The sequence below is a fragment of the Gemmatimonadaceae bacterium genome (assembly GCA_020846935.1).
Lineage (GTDB): Bacteria > Gemmatimonadota > Gemmatimonadetes > Gemmatimonadales > Gemmatimonadaceae > RBC101.
In genome coordinates, this window is the sequence record JADLCY010000001.1 from 647,684 (window position 1) to 670,558 (window position 22,875).

Annotated in this window: 17 protein-coding genes; 13 read left to right on the forward strand and 4 right to left on the reverse strand. The window is 68.8% G+C overall.

The genetic code is table 11. The features are described from left to right. Positions 1 to 6: 6 nt before the first annotated feature. Genes ilvN through leuB form a run of 6 tightly spaced genes read left to right on the forward strand, consistent with a single transcriptional unit; the run spans position 7 to position 6,365 of the window. A complete protein-coding gene (gene ilvN, locus IT361_02705) occupies positions 7 to 567 on the forward strand; it encodes an acetolactate synthase small subunit (GenBank protein MCC6316576.1) in 561 nt (186 codons plus the stop codon). Between the two features lie 58 nt (positions 568 to 625). Next, on the forward strand, positions 626 to 1,648 hold the full coding sequence (gene ilvC / locus IT361_02710; protein MCC6316577.1) for a ketol-acid reductoisomerase: 1,023 nt from the start codon (positions 626 to 628) through the stop codon (positions 1,646 to 1,648). Then, a complete protein-coding gene (locus IT361_02715; GenBank protein MCC6316578.1) occupies positions 1,645 to 3,261 on the forward strand; it encodes a 2-isopropylmalate synthase in 1,617 nt (538 codons plus the stop codon). Before ilvC ends, IT361_02715 begins: the two co-directional genes overlap by 4 nt. Beyond that, positions 3,258 to 4,679 carry a 3-isopropylmalate dehydratase large subunit gene (leuC, locus tag IT361_02720; protein ID MCC6316579.1) on the forward strand — a complete coding sequence of 474 codons (1,422 nt, stop codon included), beginning with the start codon at positions 3,258 to 3,260 and terminating at the stop codon, positions 4,677 to 4,679. Before IT361_02715 ends, leuC begins: the two co-directional genes overlap by 4 nt. Further along, positions 4,679 to 5,278, forward strand: coding sequence for a 3-isopropylmalate dehydratase small subunit (gene leuD / locus IT361_02725; GenBank protein MCC6316580.1), 600 nt, complete (start codon positions 4,679 to 4,681; stop codon positions 5,276 to 5,278). The genes leuC and leuD overlap by 1 nt, the downstream gene beginning before the upstream one ends. A 4-nt stretch (positions 5,279 to 5,282) precedes the next feature. Further along, a complete protein-coding gene (leuB, locus tag IT361_02730; GenBank protein MCC6316581.1) occupies positions 5,283 to 6,365 on the forward strand; it encodes a 3-isopropylmalate dehydrogenase in 1,083 nt (360 codons plus the stop codon). Between the two features lie 191 nt (positions 6,366 to 6,556). Here the strand turns inward: leuB and IT361_02735 are convergent, their stop codons facing one another. Beyond that, positions 6,557 to 8,302: a PD40 domain-containing protein gene (locus IT361_02735; protein ID MCC6316582.1), complete on the reverse strand. Its 1,746-nt coding sequence runs from the start codon at positions 8,300 to 8,302 to the stop codon at positions 6,557 to 6,559. A gap of 128 nt (positions 8,303 to 8,430) precedes the next feature. Between IT361_02735 and IT361_02740 the strand changes: the two genes are divergently transcribed. The 3 genes from IT361_02740 to IT361_02750 all read left to right on the forward strand — a co-directional run bounded on the left by IT361_02740 (position 8,431) and on the right by IT361_02750 (position 13,475). Then, the gene (locus IT361_02740) at positions 8,431 to 8,850 is read left to right on the forward strand and encodes a hypothetical protein (GenBank protein MCC6316583.1); all 420 of its coding nucleotides are present in this window, start codon (positions 8,431 to 8,433) and stop codon (positions 8,848 to 8,850) included. 179 nt (positions 8,851 to 9,029) lie between these two features. Then, positions 9,030 to 11,819, forward strand: coding sequence for a hypothetical protein (locus IT361_02745; protein MCC6316584.1), 2,790 nt, complete (start codon positions 9,030 to 9,032; stop codon positions 11,817 to 11,819). A 246-nt stretch (positions 11,820 to 12,065) separates the two neighbouring features. Continuing rightward, complete coding sequence (locus IT361_02750) at positions 12,066 to 13,475, forward strand: sulfatase-like hydrolase/transferase (protein ID MCC6316585.1); 1,410 nt, start codon at positions 12,066 to 12,068, stop codon at positions 13,473 to 13,475. Here the strand turns inward: IT361_02750 and IT361_02755 are convergent. The 3 genes from IT361_02755 to IT361_02765 all read right to left on the reverse strand — a co-directional run bounded on the left by IT361_02755 (position 13,472) and on the right by IT361_02765 (position 16,541). Then, a complete protein-coding gene (locus IT361_02755; protein MCC6316586.1) occupies positions 13,472 to 14,038 on the reverse strand; it encodes a hypothetical protein in 567 nt (188 codons plus the stop codon). The two genes, IT361_02750 and IT361_02755, sit on opposite strands and share 4 nt — an antisense overlap. Before the next feature lie 267 nt (positions 14,039 to 14,305). Next, a complete protein-coding gene (locus IT361_02760; GenBank protein ID MCC6316587.1) occupies positions 14,306 to 14,779 on the reverse strand; it encodes a hypothetical protein in 474 nt (157 codons plus the stop codon). A 133-nt stretch (positions 14,780 to 14,912) separates the two neighbouring features. Then, entirely contained in the window at positions 14,913 to 16,541 is a 1,629-nt protein-coding gene (locus IT361_02765; GenBank protein ID MCC6316588.1) for a beta-N-acetylhexosaminidase, read from the reverse strand. Positions 16,542 to 17,065: 524 nt separating this feature from the next. Between IT361_02765 and IT361_02770 the strand changes: the two genes are divergently transcribed. The 4 genes from IT361_02770 to IT361_02785 are packed head-to-tail and all read left to right on the forward strand — an operon-like array spanning position 17,066 to position 22,585. Next, positions 17,066 to 19,180, forward strand: coding sequence for a hypothetical protein (locus tag IT361_02770; GenBank protein ID MCC6316589.1), 2,115 nt, complete (start codon positions 17,066 to 17,068; stop codon positions 19,178 to 19,180). Beyond that, the gene (locus tag IT361_02775) at positions 19,177 to 19,725 is read left to right on the forward strand and encodes a hypothetical protein (protein MCC6316590.1); all 549 of its coding nucleotides are present in this window, start codon (positions 19,177 to 19,179) and stop codon (positions 19,723 to 19,725) included. The genes IT361_02770 and IT361_02775 overlap by 4 nt, the downstream gene beginning before the upstream one ends. Next, positions 19,722 to 20,114, forward strand: coding sequence for a hypothetical protein (locus tag IT361_02780; GenBank protein MCC6316591.1), 393 nt, complete (start codon positions 19,722 to 19,724; stop codon positions 20,112 to 20,114). The genes IT361_02775 and IT361_02780 overlap by 4 nt, the downstream gene beginning before the upstream one ends. Continuing rightward, positions 20,111 to 22,585 (forward strand): hypothetical protein, encoded by a 2,475-nt coding sequence (locus IT361_02785; GenBank protein MCC6316592.1) that lies wholly within the window; start codon positions 20,111 to 20,113, stop codon positions 22,583 to 22,585. The genes IT361_02780 and IT361_02785 overlap by 4 nt, the downstream gene beginning before the upstream one ends. Positions 22,586 to 22,875: the final 290 nt, after the last annotated feature.

The following is a 22,875-nucleotide window of genomic DNA, read 5'->3' on the forward strand; positions in this document are numbered from 1 at the left end:
CTTCCCATGCAACACACCGTCATCGCTCTCGTGCATGATCGTCCCGGCGTGCTCAATCGCGCCGTCTCCCTGTTCCGACGCCGAGCCTTCAACATCGACTCGCTTTCGGTGGCCACCACGGAACAGTCCGGCTTGTCGCGGATGACCCTCGTGGTCCGGCGTGACGACGTCGCACAGGTCGTGCGCCAGCTCGAGCGGCTGGTCGACGTCGTGTCCGTGCGCGATGTCACGCACCAGCCGATGGTGGCGCACGAGCTCTGCCTCGTCAGGCTCGCCCCGCCGGGCAGCCGGCTCGGCGCGCTGCTGCGCATTGTTCACGAGTGCGACGCGCGCGTGGTCGAGACCGCGCCGCAGGCCATGCTCATCGCCGTGATGGGGCCGCCGGAGTCGGTCAGTACCTGCATCGAGCGGTTGCGGGGCTTCGGCATCCTCGAACTGACGCGCTCGGGACGCGTGGCCATGACCGTCGCCGGGATCCCCACGCCCGGGCGTCCATCGGCGGCACCATCCACCGACGCACCCTACACGTGGCAAGCAGACGGCGCGCTCGATCACGAGGCCGCGTAGCCTCGCGACCGGTGTTCACGCGCCTCACCCTCCACCCGATGCCCAGGGCACGCCGCACATGACCCGACTCTATTACGACGCCGACGCGACGCTCGATCGGCTCTCCGCTCGCCGCGTGGCGATCATCGGTTTCGGCAGCCAGGGCCACGCCCACGCCCTCAACCTGCGCGACAGCGGCGTCGATGTGCGCGTGGGCCTGAGCGAACACTCCGGGAGCCGGGAACGGGCGCGCACAGCCGGCCTGCGCACGCAGGGCGTCGCCGAGGCGACCCGCGAGGCTGATGTCGTCATGCTGCTCGTGCCCGATCACGTGCAGCGCACGGTGTACGAGGACTGCATCGCGCCGCACGTGCGCCCAGGCATGACGCTCATGTTCGCCCACGGGTTCAACGTCCACTTCGGCGAGATCGTGCCGCCAGCGCACGTGGACGTGAGCATGGTGGCGCCCAAGTCCCCGGGGCACCGCGTGCGCGAATTGTATGTCCAGGGCGGCGGCGTGCCGGCCCTGTTCGCCGTCCATCAGGACGCGTCGGGACACGCGACCGCCGACGCGCTCGCCTACGCGCGCGCGCTCGGTTGCACGCGGGCCGGGGTGCTCGAGACCACGTTCCGCGAGGAGACCGAGACCGATCTGTTCGGCGAGCAGGCCGTGCTGTGCGGCGGCGTCTCGGCGCTCGTGAAGGCCGGCTTCGAGACGCTCACCACGGCGGGCTATCGCCCTGAACTCGCGTACTTCGAGTGCCTCCACGAACTCAAGCTCATCGTGGACCTCATGTACCAGGGTGGCCTCAACTACATGCGCCACTCGGTGTCGGATACGGCGGAATGGGGCGACTACGTGGCCGGCCCACAGATCGTGAACGACGCGACCCGCGAGACCATGCGCCAGCTCCTGCACCGCATCCAGGACGGTTCGTTTGCGCGCGACTGGATCCGCGAGAACCGCACCGGGCGCACGATGTTCGATCGGGCCCGGCGGGCCGACGTCGAACACCAGATCGAGCAGGTGGGTCGCGAGCTGCGCCGCATGATGCCCTTCATCCAGCCGCGTGAGGTCCGGCCGGGCGAGGGCGCCGCGTGACCACCGACACCGACGAGACGGTCCGCATCTTCGATACGACGCTGCGCGACGGCGAACAGGCGCCTTCGTGCACCATGACGCGCACCGAAAAGCTGCTCGTGGCGCGACAACTCGTCAGGCTCGGCGTCGACATCATCGAGGCCGGGTTCCCCGCGGCCTCGATCGGCGACTGGGAGGCGGTACGAGCCATCGCCTCGGAGCTGGGCGATCCCGCTCACGGCACCATCATCTGCGGCCTGGCCCGCGCCACCGAGGCCGACATCGACCGCTGCGCCACGGCCCTCGCGCCGGCCTGCCGGAGCCGCATCCACACGTTCCTCGCTACGTCCGACATCCACCTCGAGCACAAGCTTCGACTGAGCCGCGCCCTGGCGCTCGACACCGTGTCGCGGATGGTGCGCTATGCGCGCAGCCGCTGCCGCGATGTGGAGTTTTCGCCTGAGGACGCGGCCCGTTCCGACCGCGCCTTCCTCCACGACGTGCTCGCCGCCGCCATCGAGGCCGGTGCGACGACCCTCAACATCCCGGATACGGTCGGTTACGCCACGCCTGACGAATACGGCGCGATGATCGCCGCGATCCGCGACAACGTGCCGGGTGCCCGTGACGTCGTGCTCAGCACGCATTGCCACGATGACCTCGGCCTCGCCGTGGCCAACTCGCTCGCTGGCGTTCGGGCCGGCGCGCGGCAGGTGGAATGCACCATCAACGGCATCGGGGAGCGAGCGGGCAACGCGGCGCTCGAAGAGGTGGTGATGGCGCTCAACGTGCGCCAGGCCGCCTTCGGCGTTCGCACACGCATCGACACGCGCGAGATCGGCCGAAGCTCGCGGCTCGTGGCACAATGCACCGGGACGCGCGTCGCGCCCAACAAGGCCATCGTCGGCGCCAACGCCTTCGCGCACGAAGCAGGCATTCACCAGGACGGATTGCTCAAGCACCGCCTGACGTACGAGATCATCGACGCGCGCCTGGTGGGTGCGGAGGGCTGCCGCCTGGTACTGGGCAAACACTCGGGGCGGCACGCGTTGCGCCAGCACCTCGTGGCCACAGGTCATGACCTGGACGAATACGAGTTCGCCAGGGTCTTCACCCGATTCAAGGACGTTGCCGACCGCAAGAAGTCGGTCGACGATCGCGACATCGAAGCGCTCGTGGCCGCCGAGACGCGCCGGCCGATCGCAGCACACACCCTCGATCAGGTGCAGATCGCGAGCGGGACACACGCGATTCCGACGGCGACGGTCCGCCTGCGTGGGCCGGACGGCGCGATGTCGGTCGCCTCGTCCCAGGGCGATGGACCGGTCGACGCCATCTGCCGCGCAGTGAACCTGGTCATGGGCGATGGCGCCGAACTCGTGGAGTTCTCCGTCGATGCGGTGACCGAAGGGATCAACGCGGTCGGTGGCGTCACGGTGAAGCTGCGCCAAACCACGGAGAGCGAACCAGTGGACAAAGGTCAACCGCTGCAGGCCACCGGGTTTGCCGCACACACCGACATTCTCGTGGCCACGGCCGAGGCGTACGTCGCGGCCATGAATACCCTGCGTCGGACCCGGCGAAGACTGATGACTCCGGTCCCGGACACACCGGCCGCGGAAGGTGCCGCATGAACGGGCCTCGCACGCTCGTGGACCGGATCTGGGACGCTCACGTCGTCCGCGCCGCAACCACGGACACACCGGATATCCTCTACATCGACCTGCACCTCGTACACGAGGTGACGTCGGCGCAGGCCTTTGCCGAACTCGAGGCGCGCGGCCTTGGAGTACGCCGGCCCGAGCGCACCATGGCGACGCTCGACCACGCTACACCGACCGCCCGCGACGCCGCGACCGGTCAGCTCGCGCAGCCAGCTCCGCCCGCACTGGCGCAGATCGAGCGCCTCGCCTCAAACGCTCGGCAGCATCGCGTGCCGCTCCTCGACATGCAGGACCAGCGTCGCGGTATCGTGCACGTCGTCGGCCCCGAACTCGGCCTCACGCACCCAGGCATGACCATCGTGTGCGGCGACAGCCACACCAGCACGCACGGCGCGTTTGGAGCGCTCGCCTTTGGCATCGGCACGTCCGAGGTGGCCAACGTACTGGCCACGCAGTCCCTGCTCCTCGCGCGGCCCCGGACGATGGAGGTCCACGTGGAGGGCACGCCGGGGCCCGGCGTCACGGCCAAGGATCTCGTCCTCGCGATCATCGCGCGACTGGGCGTCGGTGGCGGCACGGGCCACGTGATCGAATACACTGGCTCCGTCATTCGCGCGCTCGACATGGAGGGCCGCATGACGGTGTGCAACATGTCGATCGAGGCGGGTGCGCGCGCCGGGCTCGTTGCGCCCGACGACACCACGTTTGCGTACCTGGCCGGACGACCGCATGCGCCTCGTGGTGCCGCGTGGGACACAGCCGTCGCCACGTGGCGAGAACTGCGCACAGACCCCGGGGCTGTGTACGATGCCCGGGTCGCGATCGACGTGACGGCGCTTGCACCGATGATCTCCTGGGGCACGAACCCGGGCATGACCATCCCCATCGACGGACGCATCCCGCAACCGAGCGGCGTGCCTGACGAGACCGAGCGCGCACAACTCGAACGCGCCCTGGCGTACATGGCCCTCGAGCCAGGCACGCCAATGCTGGGACGGCGCGTGGACGTCGTCTTCGTGGGCAGCTGCACGAATGCCCGCATCTCCGACCTGCGCGCGGCCGCGTCTGTCCTGCACGGGCGTCGCGTGGCCAGCAACGTACGCATGCTGGTGGTACCGGGATCGCAGGCAGTGAAGCGACAGGCCGAGGACGAAGGGCTGGCGGAGGTCTTCGCGGCAGCGGGCGCCGAATGGCGGGAGAGCGGTTGCTCGATGTGCATCGCGATGAACGGCGATCAGCTCGATCGCGGGCAATACGCCGTGAGCACGAGTAACCGCAACTTCGAGGGCCGACAGGGCGCTGGCGGCAGAACTTTTCTCGCATCCCCGCTCACCGCCGCCGCGTCGGCCGTGGTCGGCCGCATCACCGACGTGAGGACCCTCAGCTGATGCAACCCTTCACCCGACTCACCTCACACGCGGTCGTGCTGTTGCGCGACGATGTCGACACCGACCAGATCATTCCTGCCCGTTTCCTCACCACGACTTCCCGGGCAGGACTCGGTCGCCACCTGTTCGCCGACTGGCGAACGACGCCACCGTCCGGTGCGCCGTTCGATCGCGATCACCCGGCGCATTCCGGCGCGCGCATTCTCATCGTGGGCCGCAACTTCGGATGCGGTTCCTCGCGCGAACACGCCGCGTGGGCCATCGCCGGCTTCGGCTTCCGTGTGGTGATCGCCCGATCGTTCGCCGACATCTTCAGGAGCAACGCGCTCAAGAACGGGCTCGTCCCCGTGGCGCTCACGGACGAGGATCATGCCTCCCTGCTCGTCGCGATCGGACTCAATGGTGAATGCGAGATCCGCGTCGATCTGGCCACGATGACCGTGTCAGCGGGCGCGATGTCCTGGGACTTCACGCTTCCGGCCTTCGCGCGCCGCTGCCTCCTCGATGGAGTCGATGAACTCGGATTCCTCCTCGGTGCCACTCCCGAGATCGCGGCGTTCGAGGCACGACATCCGGCCACGATCGCCACCACCGGCTGACCCGATGCACGCACGCATTGCCTTGCTCGCCGGCGACGGCGTGGGCCCCGAGGTTGCCGCCGAAGCCGTGAAAGTCCTGACGGCCGTCGGCCGCGTCGCGGGACATCGCTTCGAGTTTGCGCCCGCGCTCGTCGGCGGCGCCGCGATCGACGCGACCGGATCCGCGCTGCCAGCCGCAACGCGCGACGTGGTCGCCGCCTCGGACGCGACGCTCCTCGGCGCAGTGGGTGGGCCCCGGTGGAACGCGGCGCCCGTGCGACCCGAATCCGGGCTGCTCGAGCTGCGCGCGTTCATGGGCGTCTATGCGAATCTGCGGCCCGTTCCGCTGTTCGACGCCGGTCGACGCATGTCGCCCCTGCGTGCCGAGGTGCTCGATGGCGTGGACCTCGTGGTCGTTCGCGAGCTGACCGGGGGGCTCTACTATGGCGACCGGCATCGCGGGGGCGACGTGGCCTGGGAGACGTGCCGGTATTCGGAGTTGGAGGTCGCCCGTGTCGTGCGCGTTGCGGCGCGGCTCGCCATTACGCGACGCCGAAAGCTCACGTCGATCGACAAGGCCAACGTGCTCGAGACCTCTCGACTCTGGCGCCAGGTCACGGAGCGCGTGATGCGCGACGAGTTCCCCGACGTCACCCTCGATCACCTCTACGTGGACGCAGCAGCCATGTTCCTCGTGCGCGAGCCGGCCCGATTCGACGTGCTCGTGACCGAGAACCTCTTTGGCGATATCCTGTCGGACGAGTCGTCGGTGCTCGCCGGGTCCATCGGGCTGCTGCCGTCGGCGTCGTTGGGTGAGGCGGTCGATGGTCGGCCACCGGCCGGATTGTACGAACCGATCCACGGTTCTGCGCCAGACATTGCGGGGCGCGGCATCGCGAACCCGATCGGCATGATCCTGAGCACCGCGATGATGCTGCGCCACTCGTTCGCGCTCGACGCCGAAGCACGCCTGGTAGAGGCGGCCGTGGCCGCGGCGCTCGATGATGGGTGGCTGACGCCGGACGTCGCGTCAGCGGAGCGTCCCGCACGATCAACGGCCGACGTCGGGTCGGAGATCGCGCGCCGGATTGAAGCTGGCTATCCGTGAGCTGTGGGCGTTAGGCTTCCGCCGCCGTTCAACGCGCGGTTCATCGTCGATCACGACGACTCCGGGCGATGCATCCTCCAACGCGCCGATTATGAATGGCACGGCCATTCTGATGCGGCTGCGGGCGACAGATCGAAGGCAGGCTGATGGACGGGTCGAGCGCCGCCCGTTCATCTAAAGCCCCCACCCAACTACCGCTTGATCCATTGCGGCGCGAGCCCTCCGCCCCAGGCGGCGTTCACCGTTCGCAGTCGCAGACCCGTTCCGTCGGGCCGCAAGGTATAGAGATCGCCACGACCACCAAGAGAGAAGGCGATCAGCGTGCCATCCGGCGACCACGAGGGGCCCGACTCCAGCCCCAGGACCGGCAGGCGTGTTGACACCAGCGTGGTGACGTCGATGATCGTGATGTCCGCCTCGGCGCCGTAGTAGCGCAGGAACGCGAGCCGCTGGCCATCTGGCGACCAGGTTGGCGAGCTGTCGAATCCCGTCGTCGTGCTCGTGACCTGGCGCTTGTCGCTCCCATCGGCGCGCATCGTCCAGATGCTGGCCGTCGTGCCGCCCGGTCCGCTCTCGGACTGCGAGAACGCGATGCGCTGACCATCCCTCGACCACGAGGGCGCGCTCCGAAAGCCATTCGCCGACATGTCACCCGTGAGGTTCACCTGCGCGCTCCCGTCCGCGGCCATCACCCAGATGTCCGAGCGGCCGCCCCGCTCCCAATGATGCCAGGCGATCCGGTTCCCCACCGGCGACCAGTCCGGAAGGTCGTCGAATCCGTCGAGACTCGTCAGGCGCTTCATGTGGAGACCGGTGCGGTCGACCGCAAAGATGTCGTCCACCCGTGTGCCCGTGCCGAGTTCCTCCATCACCACCGCGAACGCGATGCGCTTTCCGTCGGGAGACGCGGTGGGCGTGCGCGACACCGTGCCCGCATTGATGCGCACCGGATCGGCAATGCCATCGAGCGGCAGCACGAACAGCTCGGCGCTGCCGTTCACCGACTGTCGATAGTACACGAGGTCGTGATCCGTGGGCGTGGGCTCGATGATGGTTCCGCCGATCGAAACCGACACCCCTTCGACCGTCGCCGTGATCGTTGCGTACCCGTGGCGCATGCCCGTCACGAGCCCCGTCGGCGTCGTGACCGCCGTCGCGTTGTCTACCGACCACTGCGCCACGCGGCCCTGGAGAATCGTGCCGCGCGCGTCCTTGGCCACCGCCGTCAGTTGCTGTCTCTCACCCACCTCGAGCACGAGCGGCGTCGGCGAAATCGTGACGGTGGCGACGGGGGCTGGCCGCACACTCACCGCTGCGTGCGCGATGCGACCTTCGATCGTGGCGCTCACCTGTGTCTCGCCGACGGCGACGGCGGTGACACGACCGGCGCCATCGATCGTGGCCACGGCGGCGTCGCCGGTCGCCCACGTGACGATGCGGCCGGGGAGCACCGCCCCCGTGGCACTCGTGGCCGTCGCGACGAGCGTGCGCGTATCGCCAGGGACCAGCTGAACGGTCGCGAGATCCAACACGACGGCGGCCACGGGAACCTGCGTCACTTCCAGTGCCGCCGCTCCGGTCTTGCCATCCACGGTGGCGCGAATCGTCGTCGTGCCCGGCGTAAGCGCCGTGACGAGACCCACGACCGACACCGACGCGATGGCCGGATCGGTCGACGTCCACTCCACGGCGCGACCCGACACCTCGACGCCCTGGGCGTCGAGAGCGCGCGCGATGTAGGTCGCGGTTTGTCCTGCGACGAGGGCATGCTGGGCCGGCTGCACCAGCACCTGCGCAACGGTCGGGGCCGGGCTCGGGCCAGCGCCTTCACCGCCCGCGCAGGCCGCGACGAGGACCGAGAGCAGGAGTGCAGCGGTTGCACAGCGAGCTGGGCGCGCCGAACGGCCGTGCCTGAAGTCTTTCAAGAAGGTCGACATGGAACCTCGCGAGTCGTTGGTTTGGGACACACGCAACGATGACCCGGGGCGCTTAATGGGCGCCTAATCGGGTCCCACGGCCGGGCACTTACGCGGGCGGTATGCGGCAGGCCCCAGCGTTGTCCAGCATGAATGACCTCACCACGACCCTGCGCCGAGCGATCGTGATCGCCAACGGGAGGCCCTCGGAGTTCCTGGTTTCCGGGGCGGGCCGGCCGCTCCTGTTTCTGGCGGAGCCGCCCCTCGACGAGGCCCTCGTGAGCGAGGTGGGTCGCGTGGCTCGCGTGTTCGCGCCGGTCGTTCCCGCCGAGTTCCTGAGGTCGATGCTTGGTCCGCTCGACGAGGGTGCGGCCCACCACTCGTGGCTCGACGGCGTGCTTGATGCGCTCGGATTCATCGAAGGGCCGGTGCTCGCCACGACACCCCTCCTTGCCGCCATTTCCACCTACGCCGCCGTGTCTCCCGGTCGCGTGGGCTCCGTCATCGCCATCGAACCCTGTTGCATCATTGACCTTGATTGGCTCGCCACTAGGCTTGGTCAGCACTGATCCGGTCATCCGCGGACGCCGCGGGAAGGACCAGCTCAGCACCCCATCGGCGACAACGGCCCATTTCGACCCACCAGTCCAGCTCGCTCCGCCTCCGTGGCGCGCCAATCCAGGTCACCAGCTTCGTCGGACGCGATCGGGAAATTGCCGCGGTCCGTGACGCACTGTCGGCCACGCGGTTGCTCACGCTCACAGGTGCGGGCGGCAGCGGGAAGACGCGCCTGGCACTCGAAGTCGTCGAACGAGAGACCGCTGCGACGGACATCGAGGGCACGTGGGTCGAACTCGCGCCGCTGTCGGATCCGGCACGCCTGGGCGACACGGTGCTCGCCGCGATGGGCGTTCGCGACGAATCCGATGCGCCGGCCGTCGATCGCATTAGCGCCGCAATCGGTGAGCGTCCCTACCTCCTAGTGCTCGACAACGCCGAACATCTGGTCGACGCGACCGCTGCGCTCGTGCATGGGCTGCTGCGCGCGCAGCCTCGCATGCGTGTTCTCGTCACGAGCCGGGCCCCGCTGGGCGTCACGGGAGAGACGGCGTGGCTCGTCCCCCCCATGTCCCTGGGCGCCGGCACCGATGCCGAAGAAAGCGAAGCCGTGCAGCTCTTTGTGCAGCGCGGGCGTGCCGTCGTTCCTGCGTTCCGCCTGACGACTACCAACCGTGACGCCGTGCGGCAAATCTGCGCTCGGCTCGATGGGCTTCCGCTCGCGCTGGAACTCGCCGCGGCCCGCCTCCGCGCGTTGTCGCCGATGCAGATCGCGAACCGGCTCGACGACCGCTTCCGGCTCCTGACGACGGGCAATCGCGCCGCGCTGCCCCGCCAGCAAACGTTGCGCGCCGCGATCGACTGGAGCTACGACCTGCTCGCCGTGCCCGAGCGGCGGCTCTTCCAGCGTCTCAGTGTGTTTCGCGGCAGCTTCACCCTCGAGGCCGCGGAGTCCGTCACCGCCGGGGGCGACGTGGCAGGCGACGATGTGCTCGACCTCCTCGCCGCATTGATCGATCAATCGCTGGTGGAGGTGGTGGAGACACCGCTCGGCACGCGCTACCGGTTGCTGGAGACGATGCGTGAGTACGGCGAGCAGTGCCTGACGACGGCGGGAGACGTCGCGCATCGGATGCACGCGCATGCCAGCTACTTCGTCGATCTGGTGCGCGAACTCGAACCGCGCCTGCGAACACCCGAGCGACCGGCGGCCATGGATAAGCTCGTCGCCGAGATCGAGAACCTGCGCCATGCGGTGCGGTGGACGCGCGAAGGCGACGTGCAGCTCCATCTGCGACTCGTCGGCCTGCTTTACTGGTTCTGGTTCGGCACGGGACTGTGGCCCGAGGCGACCGGATGGCTGCATGGTGCCCTTTCTCTTCCCGAGGCCGCTGGAGAGACGCGTGACCGTGCCGCGTTGCTGTTCTCCGCGGGGGCGATCGCCGCCTTGCAGGCGCGGGGTGAGGAGGCGCGGCGATTCCTCGAAGAAGCCGAGGTCATCGCCGAGCGCGAGGGCGACCGGCAGCTCCTGGCCAATGTGCGCAACTACCTGGGCATTGCGCTCAACCACGTTGGCGATCCCGGCGCCGAGGCGGTGATCCTCCGCGCCAGGCCCTGGCTGCGTGAGGCGAATGACCTGTATGGGCTGCGCCTCAACTTCCTGCTGCAGGGCCAGTCGCTGGCCTCGCGTGGCGAACTCTCCGAGGCCGTTCGCGTCACCGAAGAGGGCGTACGCGTAGCGCGCGTGTTCGGCCAGGCGCGCGAACTCGGCATCGCGTTGCAGCAGCTCGCCAACGTAGTTGCCGCCACCGGCGACTGGCCACGAGCCAGATCCCTGCTGCGCGAGGCGCTCGACGCCATGCGGCGCGACCCGATGCTGCTCTTCACCGCGCGCGCGATCGAGCTGCTGGCGGCCAGCGCCGCGCACGAAGGCGCGTGCGAGGACGCGGCACGCCTGTATGGAGCTGCCCGCGGAATCCGTGACGCGATCGGTGCGGAGATGTGGGGCATCGACCGACAGCAACACGAACCGATCGTCGCGCGCGTGCGCGAGGCACTCGGGAGCGCCGCCCACGATCGCATCTTCGGGATCGGCCGAACGCTGACGGCCGTCCAGGCGCACGACCTGTCCATGGAAGTGGGCGAGCGACTCGGCGGGCCCACGGAGCCCGAACCCACGCTGCAGACCGGAGAGTACCGCGCCAGCGTGGTGGAACGACCGCTGACACCGGTGCATGCCCTCGACGTGCGCGCGTTGGGCGCACTCGAGGTTCGAGTTGAGGGCGTACCGATGGCGCGGCGGGATTGGGCCTACTCAAAGGCGCGCGAACTCCTGGTGGCGTTGCTCGTCCGCCGCGACGGACTCAGCCGGGAGCAGGTGGGCGTGTGGCTCTGGCCCGATGCCTCGCCGACACAGCTACGCAACAACTTTCACGTCGCGCTGCACCACCTTCGCCGGAGCATCGGTCATCCCGAGTGGGTGCGATTCGACAGCGATCGGTATCGGCTCGACGTGCCTGGAACCGTCACGTTCGACGCGGCGACCTTCGAGCAGTCCGCCGAGGCCGCACTGCGCGATGCGCGCCGCGGGAAGGGCGACGTCGACGCGCTGCGGACCGTGGTCGAGCGGTACCACGGCGAGTTTCTCGAGGGTGAGAGCGTGGGCGACTGGCAGCTCGAGATTCGCGACCGCCTCTCGCGCCTCTTTGCCGATGCCGCAGAGCGCCTGGGCTCGGCGCTGCACGACGGCCAGCATCCCGCGGAGGCCATCGTCGTGCTCGAGAGGCTGGTGGCTCGCGAACCCCTGCGCGAGAGCGCGTGGCGCGCGCTGATGTCGGCCCGCACCACGCTCGGCGATTCTGCTGGAGCCATCGCCGACTATCGTCGGCTCGAGGCGACGCTCCGGCGCGAGGGCATGGGCGCTCCCTCACGCGAGACCGCCAACCTCGCGCAGCGCATCCGCGACGGTCGCCGCACGTGAACAGGTCGTGCGTGGTGCCGCGCGGGGCGGCCTCGGCCTCTAAGGGCGGTTCGCATATCCGGCGCCGGGCCGCTGGTTTCGACTCGCTGTCGGTCGCACCACGGAGCGGACCGGCCTCCTGCGTCTGACGCCCTTGCTGCGTCGCGACAACAGCCTCGCAGGGTGCGCCACCGAGCATGCACGGTGGCTGCTGCGGAAGTCGCGGCGCCGACCTAACTTCTTGTCGCCTTCCGCAAGGACCCGCGCATGGCCAGGCTGCCACGGATTGTCTCAGCCCTTCTCGCGCTGTCGCCGATGTTCGCCGCGCCCGATCCCGCGGCGGCGCAGGCCCCACGCCGTCCGAACATCGTGTTGATGTTCCCGGACAATCTTGGCTGGGGGGAGGTGGGGGCCTACGGCGGCGTACGCGGCGTGCCGACTCCAAATATCGACAGCATCGCCGCCCAGGGCATACGCCTCGACAACTTCAACGTCGAGTTCTCCTGCACGGTGTCGCGTGCCGCGTTGCTCACCGGCCGGTACGCCATCCGCTCGGCGGCGACGCAGCCCAGCGGCATCACGCAGTGGGAAGTCACGATCGCGGAGTTGCTCCAGTCCGCAGGCTACGCCACCGCCCTGTTCGGCAAATGGCATCTCGGTGGCACGAACTGGATTGAGGGGCGCACGCCCATCAACCAGGGCTTTGACGAGTGGTACGGCATCCCCAACACGAGCAACGAGGCGCAGACGACGACGCTGCCGGGCTACGATGCGTCGAAGGTCGAGGCGCCCTACATATGGGAGCAGAAGGCCGGCGGGCCGCCTACCAAGGCCAAGGTCTTCGATCTCGCGACACGCCGCACACTCGACCGCGAAGCCGCCATGAGGAGCATCGCCTTCATGGAGCGCAATGCGCGAGCGCAGAAGCCGTTCTTCCTGTTCTATCCACTCACGCAGGTGCACTTCCCCACGCTCCCGCATCCGGACTTTGCGGGGAAGACCGGCGCGGGCGACATCGGCGACGCCATGGCCGATGTCGACTACAACGTCGGACTCATCACGGCCGCCATCCGGCGTCTCGGGCTCGATGACGACACCATCGTGCTCTGGTGCACCGACAACGGCGCGGAAGGACGGCGCCCGTGGCGCGGCAGTTCCGGCCCATGGCGTGGCTTCTACAACACCGTGATGGAAGGCGGCATCCGCACGCCGTGCGTAGCGAAGTGGACGGGTCACTTTCCCCGCGGCCGCACCTCCAGCGAGATCGTCCACGAGATGGACCTGTTTCCCACGCTCGCCGCGGCCGCCGGCATCACGACCCTTCCCACCGACCGCGCCATCGACGGCATCAACATCCTTCCGTTCCTCGAGGGCAAGCGCTCCACCTCAGGTCGCGAGAGCGTGCTCTATTTCACCGGGACGCAGGTGCGCGCCGTCAAATGGAAGGACTGGAAGTTCCACTACGCGTTCATGCCGGAGCCTCGCGTGACGGAGCCTCCGCTCGTGCGGCTGTTCAACCTGCGTTCCGACCCGCGCGAGGAGACCGACATCAAGGACGCCAACCCGTGGGCGCCCGGCACCTTCGACCGGATCGTCGCCGAATACACCGCGAGTCTCGAGCGTTTCCCCAACGTGGCGCCCAACGCCCGTGACCCCTGGGTGCCCCCGCGACGTTAGGCGGGTGGCACGTTCTGGCGCATTCGCACGAGCGTGGTGCGGGTGACGGTGGCGGCGGCTCCGCTCGCAGCGTCACGCATCGTCTCCACCATCAACGTATCGGTCGCCGGCAGGCGCAGTGACTGCCGCACCTCCACGCGCGCATCGCGGCCCAGCGCCGGCGCCGGCCAGCTGGTCGTGATCACCAGCGCCCCGCCCTGCCACGAAGCGCGCGAACGGTGCATGACCTCGGCGTGGCCGATCATCAGGGTATTGGGCGACTCGGACCCGTCCAGCGCTACCGCCATACGCACCGGTGGCTGCAGGTCGTAGGTGGAGAACCAGGGGTACTCGAGCACCAGGGAATCGCCTCGCTGCCGGATTGTGAGCGGGGTGCCCCACCCGCTCCCCATGTCTCCCGTCCGGAAGGCCGCGTCACCCGTGGAGGCCACGGTGGGCCGGGGCGCCGCGGCAGTCGGCACGCTCCAGGTGCCGCTCAGGTCCGGTCGAGCCTGCGCTCGGGCGGTTCGGCTCGCGATCGACATGAGCGTCAGCATAACGAGGCGAAGCGCGTGTGCTCGCATGGTCGTCTCCGGTGACGTCTCCAGTCTATGGTTTGCTGCAAGATCGTCAAGCGGATACGGCGCAGGCGGCCACCGCTGGCAAGCGACGTGACCGAAGCCAAACTGCAAATCGCACCTCTGGGTCGTGGTCCGCCCGATTGCCCACTCAGGCCACTCCGGCGTTTACGACGTGCGCTTCACCTTGACTCCCATACCGTCTCACAGGAGGAGCCTCCGGGTCTCCCCGGTCGATCGAACGCATTTGGCATTCAGGTGCCACAGTCCACTCTAGTGCGTCACCTGGAATGGCTGCGAAACCGTCCTGTACCAAGGGAGGAGCGGCGGACTTCCCCCCGGGCGTGCCACGAACGCGCGAACCCTGTAGGTGCCGTCCACCGTCGCAGGCCCCCACCTGGTTGGATCTGGCGCGGTTGCGGTACTCGCAGTCACGACGAACTGGAGTTGGCGACCGGGCTCAACGCGAACATTGGTATCGGTCCCGAGCGAGCAGATCGGCGCCCAGACCTGCTCCCACCTCTCGCCGGTCTCGCGCTCGAGAACGATGGCGCAGTAGGAGAAGGAGATCGGTTCCTCGAGGGAGTTTGCCAGGACCGCAGGTACGACCAGCACCGTATGCCCAGCCGACGAGGAGATTGTGACCTGCTCGCCAACCACGGAAAGCAGAGACTCACGCGTCGGTGAAATGAATGAGTTGCAGGCCGCTGGCAGGAGGAACACAAGGGTGAGCAGGGTCGATCGCATGGACGCCTCCTCTCAGGGAATCGGGTTGACTCCAGCCCCGAACAGATGGGACCAGATCCCGGAGAAGTTCGAGTAGCAGCACGGGCACGGGGAAGGTGCAGCGCGCTCGGCGTGGCGGCCTCAGCGTTCGCGCCTAACGAGCCCACGGAACCTGCGGCGACCGGTAGAAGTTCACGCCGAGCGCCTGCAGCCGTGGGCCGTGGGCCGCGAGCCGCCATCGGAACTGCTCCCAGCCACGCACCGCCGGCGATGACCACCCAAGTTCGGCCACGGCCGCCAGCCGCGGAAACGCCATCAGTTCGAAGTCGGCCAGCGTCTCCAGTGTCTCGGACCAGAGCGGCGCCTCGACGCCAAGGATCGCCGTCTCGTTCACGCCGGGCCGGAACGTCGCTGGCTCCCAGTCGTAGGCCTGGCGGACGTCGATCAGCCCGGCCCAGCGCAGCCCGAGCACCGTCGCGCTGTCGTACTTCATGTCGAGATACATCCGCGGGCCGGGCGACAGGATGACCTTGCCACCGCGCGCCGCGTGGACGTGCGCCGAGTCCGCTCGCCAGTGCTGCACCACGGTGGAGGGAGCAAGGTTCGCCGTCGCGATCTCGCCCCAACCGATCATCTGCTTGCCGTGCGCCTGCACGATCCCCTGCGCGCGCTCGACGAATCGCACGTACTGCTCGTGTGTGAGCTTCTCCACCTCGTCGCCGCCGATGTGGAACCACGGGGACGGCACGAGGGCCGCGATCTCGCGCACCACGTCATCCACGAAACGCCACGTGGCCGCGCCGTCGCTGCACAGTGCGCTGAACCCCACGCGTATCCCCGTGTAGGGCGGCGGCGCGACCCCATCGCAGCTGAGCTCCGGATACGCCGACAGCGCTGCATTCACGTGCGCCGGCATGTCGATCTCCGGAATGACCTCGATGAAACGCGAACGCGCGTAGGCCACGATGTCGGCGAACTGCTCCTGCGTGTAGAACCCTCCAACGCCGCCGCCCACCTCCATGCGCCCACCCATCTGCGCGAGGTTTGGCCACGACCTGATCTCGATGCGCCATCCCTGGTCGTCGGAGAGATGCAGGTGCAGGCGATTGAGCTTGTAGAGCGCCATCAGGTCGACGTGCCGCTTGACGTCGTCGGGCCCGAGAAAGTGGCGGGACACGTCGAGCATCGATCCCCGCCATGAGAACCGCGGCGCGTCGACGATGCGAACCGGCGGCATCCACAATCGCCGCCCGATGGCGTCGCGATGCTCGACCGCCGGAGGCAGCAACTGACGGATCGTCTGCACACCATGGAACAGACCGCGTACATCGACGGCCACCAACGTCACGTGGTCGGGACCGACGTCGAGCTCGTAGCCTTCCGCGGGCATCGACGACCGATCGGCCACCAACTTCAGCGCCACCGTGTTCGCTGCCTGCGGAGCGCCAGCGATCGATCGCGTCACCTCCGGACGGCGCGGCCCCACCACGCGTGCGCTGCCTGGCGTCGCCGCGGCCGGATGCAGGTACAACATTCCCGCGAGCATGTCGGCCACCCGCGCGACCTCCTCGCTCGCGTCGGTCTCGATCACCACTCGCGTCATGGAATCCACCACGAACGGCTCGCCGCCGCGCGGCTCCGTGTTCAGTGGTGCGGGAATCACCGCGTGCACGAGCCGCGGCGGGACATCGCGGGTGGCGACGTTGGCTCGCCCGGAGGCGCAGCCAACGAGGAACACGGCCGCCGACAGTCGGGCGGCGCGGGACAGGTCGAATGAGCGCATCTATGGATAGTAGCCGCACCGACCGGACTGACGCTCACCCAGTGCCCTCTTTCCTGGGACCGCCGCGTGGTGCGCGGCACCGACATCGTGCGGCACGATCACGGATCGCCGTACCTGCTCGAACCATGGCACCCGACCGCGGCTCGGTCGCAAGGCCGTGAGCCGCGCGATCGCCGCAATGCGCCTGTCCCTTCGGAGGGCGTCCCGGTCGCGGCGCGCGCTCCATGCACGCCCACCATGGGCCAGACTGACCCGTTCGCCCCTCCGGCGCGATGGGCTTTGGGAGACAATCGATGCGCGTACCGGGCTCACCGACCGTCGTGCAGGCGGCAGCAGCACTCCTGTTCCTACTCCTCGCGGCCTGCGGTGGAGGGGGGGATGGGAACACCGGCCCAGGCCCCACCAATCCCCCAGTCCGCGTTCCTGCGTCGGTCACGTTCGAAGGCGGCAGCACCGCAACCGGCACAGTCGGGGTCGCGCTGCCAGCCGTCACGGTCCTCGTTCGCACCGCAGACGGACTCCCGGTGGCGCGGGCCAGCGTCAGCTTCTCCGTGTCGGCCGGCTCCCTGGCCTCGACGAGCGCCCAGACCGACGACGCCGGTCGAGCCTCGTCAGGCGCCTGGACGCTGGGCACGACAGCCGGCACGCAAACGCTGACCGCCACCGCGGGTCCGGCCAGCGGTGCGCTCGTGGTGACCGCGCGCGCCGGCACGGCCGTTCGGCTTGAGTTCGTGACCGCCGCACCGGCCACCGTGCGCGCGGGAGTTCCCATGAACCCCGCGCCCTCGCTTCGGGCCGTCGACCAGTTCAACAACGCAACGACCGGGGTGCAGGTCAGCGCCACGATCCAGACCGGAGGCGGCACGATCTCCGGCGGCTCGGCCACAGCCGACGCTGCGGGTGTTGCCACCTTCACCGGCTTGTCGATCGGCGGCACGATTGGCACGCGGGTGCTCGCCTTCTCCAGCCAGGGACTGCCGGTGGTGGCGAGCGGCGCCATCGCCGTCGACCCAGGCCTGGCCTCCGCCATCACGCTCACCAACGTCCCGGCCACCGCTCGTGCGGGTATCGTCGTCGTCCCAGCCGTCGAGGCCACGGTGAGCGATGCGTTCGGCAACGCGCTTACCAAACCGTCCACAGCGGTCACGATCAGCATGGCCCAGGGTGGCGGAAGCGTGGCCGGAGGCACGGCCACGACCGACGCTACCGGCAAGGCCACCTTTCCAGCCCTCGCCGTCGAAGGTCTGATCGGTGACAAACGACTGCGAGTCTCGGCCGACCAGGCCAGCGTGACCACGGGCATCATTCCGCTCTTCGCCGGGCCGGCCGCGTCGCTCGCCATTGCCTTCCAGCCTGCCCGGACAGATAACGCGGCGCCGTTCGCACAGCCCATCCGCGTGCAGGTCGCTGATCGATTTGGCAATGCCGTCGGCGACGTGCGCGACGTGACCGCGGCCATCGCCTCCGGCGGTGGCGCCATCGTCGCCAACACGGTGCGGAGCGACGCGGCCGGCGTTGCCACGTTCAGCCTGCTCAAGATCGTTGGGCTCTCGGGCCCGCGCACGCTCTCCTTCGCCGCCGCCGGGCTCACGAGCGCCCTGACGGCGCCTATCCAGCTCGACCCTGGACCGGTGCGCGGCTTCGTCATGCTGCAGCCGCCCTCGCCCGTGGTGGCGCACGGCGTGCCCTTTGCGCAGCAGCCCGTGCTGCAGGCCGCCGACACCTCGGGGAACCTGATCAAGCGCAGCGGGATCCTCGTGCGGGCCACGCTCCTTGACGCCTCTGGTGAGCTGCTGAACGAGTCGACACTCACCGATGCCGCCGGCGTGGCCACGTATCAGCAGCTCACCTATCTCGCCCCCGGTACGCTGCCACCGGCCTTCAGGCTGCGCTTCAGCAGCGGCACGCAGGCCGTGCTCACCACCGGGAGTGTCGGCGTTCAGCTCCCCGTTCCCACCGGCGTGTCGGGTGTGCTGTACGGCGCGAGCACGCGCAAGCTCTACGTGATGGACGCCGGCACATCGCTGCCGCTCACGGCCGCGGCGTTCGGGCCCGGTGGCGCGCCCATGCCCGGAGTGCCGATGGTCTACACCTCGGCCAACGCCGCCGTGGTGGACGTGGCGAGCAACGGGACGCTCCGTGCCATGGCGCCCGGCAGCGCGTGGGTCCGCGCCTTTGGCGCCGGCTCCCCGTCGGTGCGCGATTCGGTGTACGTGACGGTCCCGCGCGACGCGACCGGCCCCGTCGTCATGACGACGCAACTCGTGCCGATCGTCGTGCGGCCCGGCCTCTCGCACGACTTCGACCTGGTCCTCGACACGCGCGGCACGACCGTGGGCGCGGCGACCATCCTGGTGGGCGTGCCGCAGGAACTCGTCAAGAACAGCGGCATCGCGTGGCAGGGCTCGCCCGGTACGCAGATCGGGTTCGACACGGGCTTCAACACGCTGCGCATCAGCTATGTGAACGCGACGGGCGCGACCGGGCAGGTCGTGCTCGCGAAGATACGCATCAACACGGGCCAGCCCGACTTCTTCGTCGACCGCGAGATCGTCATCACGCCGCAGGAAGTCGTGAGCGTGAACCTCGTCAACCTTGCCGGTCGCGCCACCGGCGTGAACATCCCCCTCGTGCCATGACGTCCATGACCCGCTTCTTCCTGCTCCCGCTCGCGGTGTGCGCCCTGATCGTTGCGTGCGACGACCGCGTGACCGTGGCCCCGCCGCAGCCGCTCGCGCCACCGGTGCCGGCCAACGCGCGACTCGTGCTCTCCGATTCCACCGCGCGCGTGGGAGACGTGGTGACCGTCACCGCCTACGCGGCGCTCCCCGAGGGTGGCGCGATCGGCAGCTTCACGGCCCGCATGCTCTACGATTCGCTGCAGCTCGATGTCATGGAAGCCGAGGAGCCCGGCGATGGTGCACTGCGTGCGGTGAACCCGGTGACCGGCGCCTGGCGACTTGCGGGCGCGAGCGATCGCGGCCTCCGCGAGGGACTGCTCTTTCGCGTCAAGGCCAGGGTGAAGGATCCACGCGGGCTCCGCCGCATCGCCCTCGCCATCGACGAGTTGCACAGCACGCGATTCGCCGAGCTCACGCGTTCGCTCGACATCCGTGACGGCCGCGCCGAGTTGTTGAGCGGCATCAAGGGCATGCGCGTACAGCAGAAGGAGCCCAACCGATGACGCACCGTCACGCGCTGGCGGGACTCCTGCTGATCGCCGCCGGCTGCGCACGTTCGCGCGCCGAGTCGACGGCAACGGTCGCGCCCAGTCTCGAACGCATCGCGCCTGACACGATCGCAATCGGTCAGGGGGCGATTCCGACGCTCACGCTCACCGGCCGCGGCTTTGCCCCTGGCGCCGGTGGGAACACGGTTCGCGTCGGCCCCGCCGAAGTCCTCGGCGTCGATGCGGACAGCAGCGGCACCACGATGCGCGTCGTGCTGCCGCTCACCTACACGGATACAGCATCCCGCGGACGCCCATCCGGGTTTCTCCCCGGCCGGTACGACGTCATCGTCGTCACCTCACGTGGCGCCAGCAACCCGCTCACCCTGACGATGATCCGATGACCTCCACGCCCTTCATCCGAGCCCTGGGACGCCTCGCCGTCCTGCTCCTCGCCGCGGTGGCGGGCTCTCGCGCCGAGGCTCAGCGCCCCAGCGTCGAAGACATGCGCGAAGGCAGTCATCGCGAGCGCCTCGAATGGTTCGTCAACATGCGCGCGTATCCATTCAAACGCATGCCAGCCGACAAGGTGGCGGCAATGCGTGAGCTGCGCGGCAACGTCCGCGCCGGGGCTTATGCGTCCGGCAGCATCGGCGAGCGCTGGCAACCCATCGGGCCGTCCGGGTTCATCAGCATGAACACGCCGTATTCGTCGAGTCCGATGACCGACGAGGGTCGCTTCACCTCGGTGGCGATCAACCCGCAGAACCCTCGGAACATTGTCGCCGGGTCGGGCAGCGCGGGCGTGTGGCGCACCGTCAATGGTGGCGCGTCGTGGCAAGCGGTGAGCGACAATGAGTGCGCCACGTCGATCGGGGCCATCACGTTCGACCCCGTCGACCCGCGGATCATCTACGCCGGCACGGGCGAGATCTTCGACCCCTCGGGGCTCGGCCTCACCGACGGCTGCGGCATTCTCAAGTCCACCAACGGTGGCGACAGCTGGACGCGCGTCGGCACGCAGCTGCTGTCACTCGGCGCGCAGTTCGGATCGGTGGTGTATCGCATGGCGGTCGATCGCGCCACCGCCGGCACGGCAAACGCGACGACCGTGCTTGCCGCCACCAGTGTGGGGCTGCTGCACTCGAGCGACGGCGGCGCGAGCTGGACGCGCGTGCTCACCGGCGAGGTCACCGACGTCGTGCAGCATCCCACCAACCCGGCCGTGTTCTACGCCGCGATCGGTTCCTTCCGCGGCGCCACCGAAAACGGCGTCTATCGATCGTCGGACCGCGGGTTCACCTGGGTGCGGATCTCCGGGTCGCTGGGCACTCCGACGTCACTCGGTCGCACCACCCTGGCCGTGAGCCCGGCGCGGCCGACGGCGCTCTGGACTCTCGTGGCCAACCCGCAGAACGAGAAGTTCCGCAGCCTGTCGCGCTGGGACGATGTGACACAGAGCTGGGTCAACCTCGCCGCCAACGGCGTGATGTTTCAGTCCGATTTCATCGATTTCGGGACGCAGAGCAGCTACAACCTCGTGATCGGCGTCGATCCGGACGATGAGAACCGCGTGATCATCGGTGGCGTGCGACTGTTCCGGTCGCGCGACGGCGGCCAGAACTTCCAGCAGATCGCGGCCAACGTGCACAGTGACTGGCACGCGCTCGCCTTTGACCCCACCGACCCGCGACGACTCGTGACCGGGTGTGACGGCGGGATCTTCACGTCGACCAACGGCGGCGACACCTGGCGCAGCCTCAACAACGGCATCACCGCGACGCAGTTCTATCCCGGCATTCAGGTGCACCCGACCAACCCCAGCATCGTCGTCGGCGGCACGCAGGACAACGGCAGCATGATGTCCAACGGGGCCCTGCACTGGGCCGGCATCAGCTACGGCGACGGTGGATGGGCGATGATGGACTACACCAACCCCAACCTGCTGCTGACGTCCTCGCAGAACGGCAACCTGCAGCGCCACGACCTGAGCACGCGGTCGTTCCAGCCCCTGCAGCCGCAGTATCGCTTCCGCCCTTCGTTCATCACGCCGTTCATCATCGACCCGCTGAACCCGCGTACCGTGTACGCCGGCACGCTCGCCATCGAGCGATCGACCGACTTCGGCTCCAACTGGGCGCAAATGTCGCCCCAGTTCCAGAGCAACGTGACGGCGATGGCCATCAACCGTGGCTCGCCGCAGACCATGCTCATCGGCACCGCCACCGGGCAGGTGGGACTGAGCCGCGATGGCGGTGTGCTGTGGGCCATCGGTACCCTGGTCTCTCGCGCCGTCTCCGATGTCGCCTACGACCCCAACGATCCACTGCGTTTCCTGATCACCTGGTCCGGCTTCAGCGCTCCAAAGGTCGCGCTGAGCGTGAACGGTGGCCTGAACTACACCAACATCTCGGCAAACCTGCCGGACATTCCCGTCAACGCGGTGGTGTTCACGCCGACTCGGGACCGCTTCTTCATCGGCAGCGACGTCGGAGTCTGGGAGACGGTGAATGGCGGCCAGAGCTGGAGCCTCACCCAGGGCCTCCCCAGCGTGCCGGTCACCGACCTGGTGTACCACGCGGCGTCCAATCGGATCGTCGCCGGCACGTATGGGCGCGGTATCTGGTCGCTCCCGCTCACCACGGAGCCGCCGGTGCTGCGCGGCGACGTGGACCGCAACGGCATCGTCAACGCGGCGGATGCGTTGCTGATCCAGCAGGCCCTCGCGCAGATTCGGCTGCCCGCGACGTTCACGAGCATGCCGCACGGCGACGCCAACTGCAGCGGCGGCCTCGATGCCGCGGACGCGCTCATCGTCCTGCGCTTTGCCGTCGGGCTGGGCACCGGCGGGACCTGTGTGAACACCGCGCAGTAGACAGATCATTCAGTCCCCAAGGCTCCTCGCCCGCCCGTCGCGCGAGGGGCCTTGGCTTGCAGAGCCGTCCGGCTGGTCGGGGAGGGCGCCCATCGGGGAGGTTCGTCCAAGTGGGAGTCGCTGGGCGCCCCCGCGCGCGACCTCGCCCCTGCGACCGTTCCCACGCGCTCCGGGAGCGGAGGGCTAGCCGTAGTTCATTCAGGGTTTAGCTTGCTCCTCGTCCTAAACTTTGCATGAACAGGGGGCGCGGATCTTGTAAGGGCGGGCTAACGGGCTCCAAGCCCGTTGCG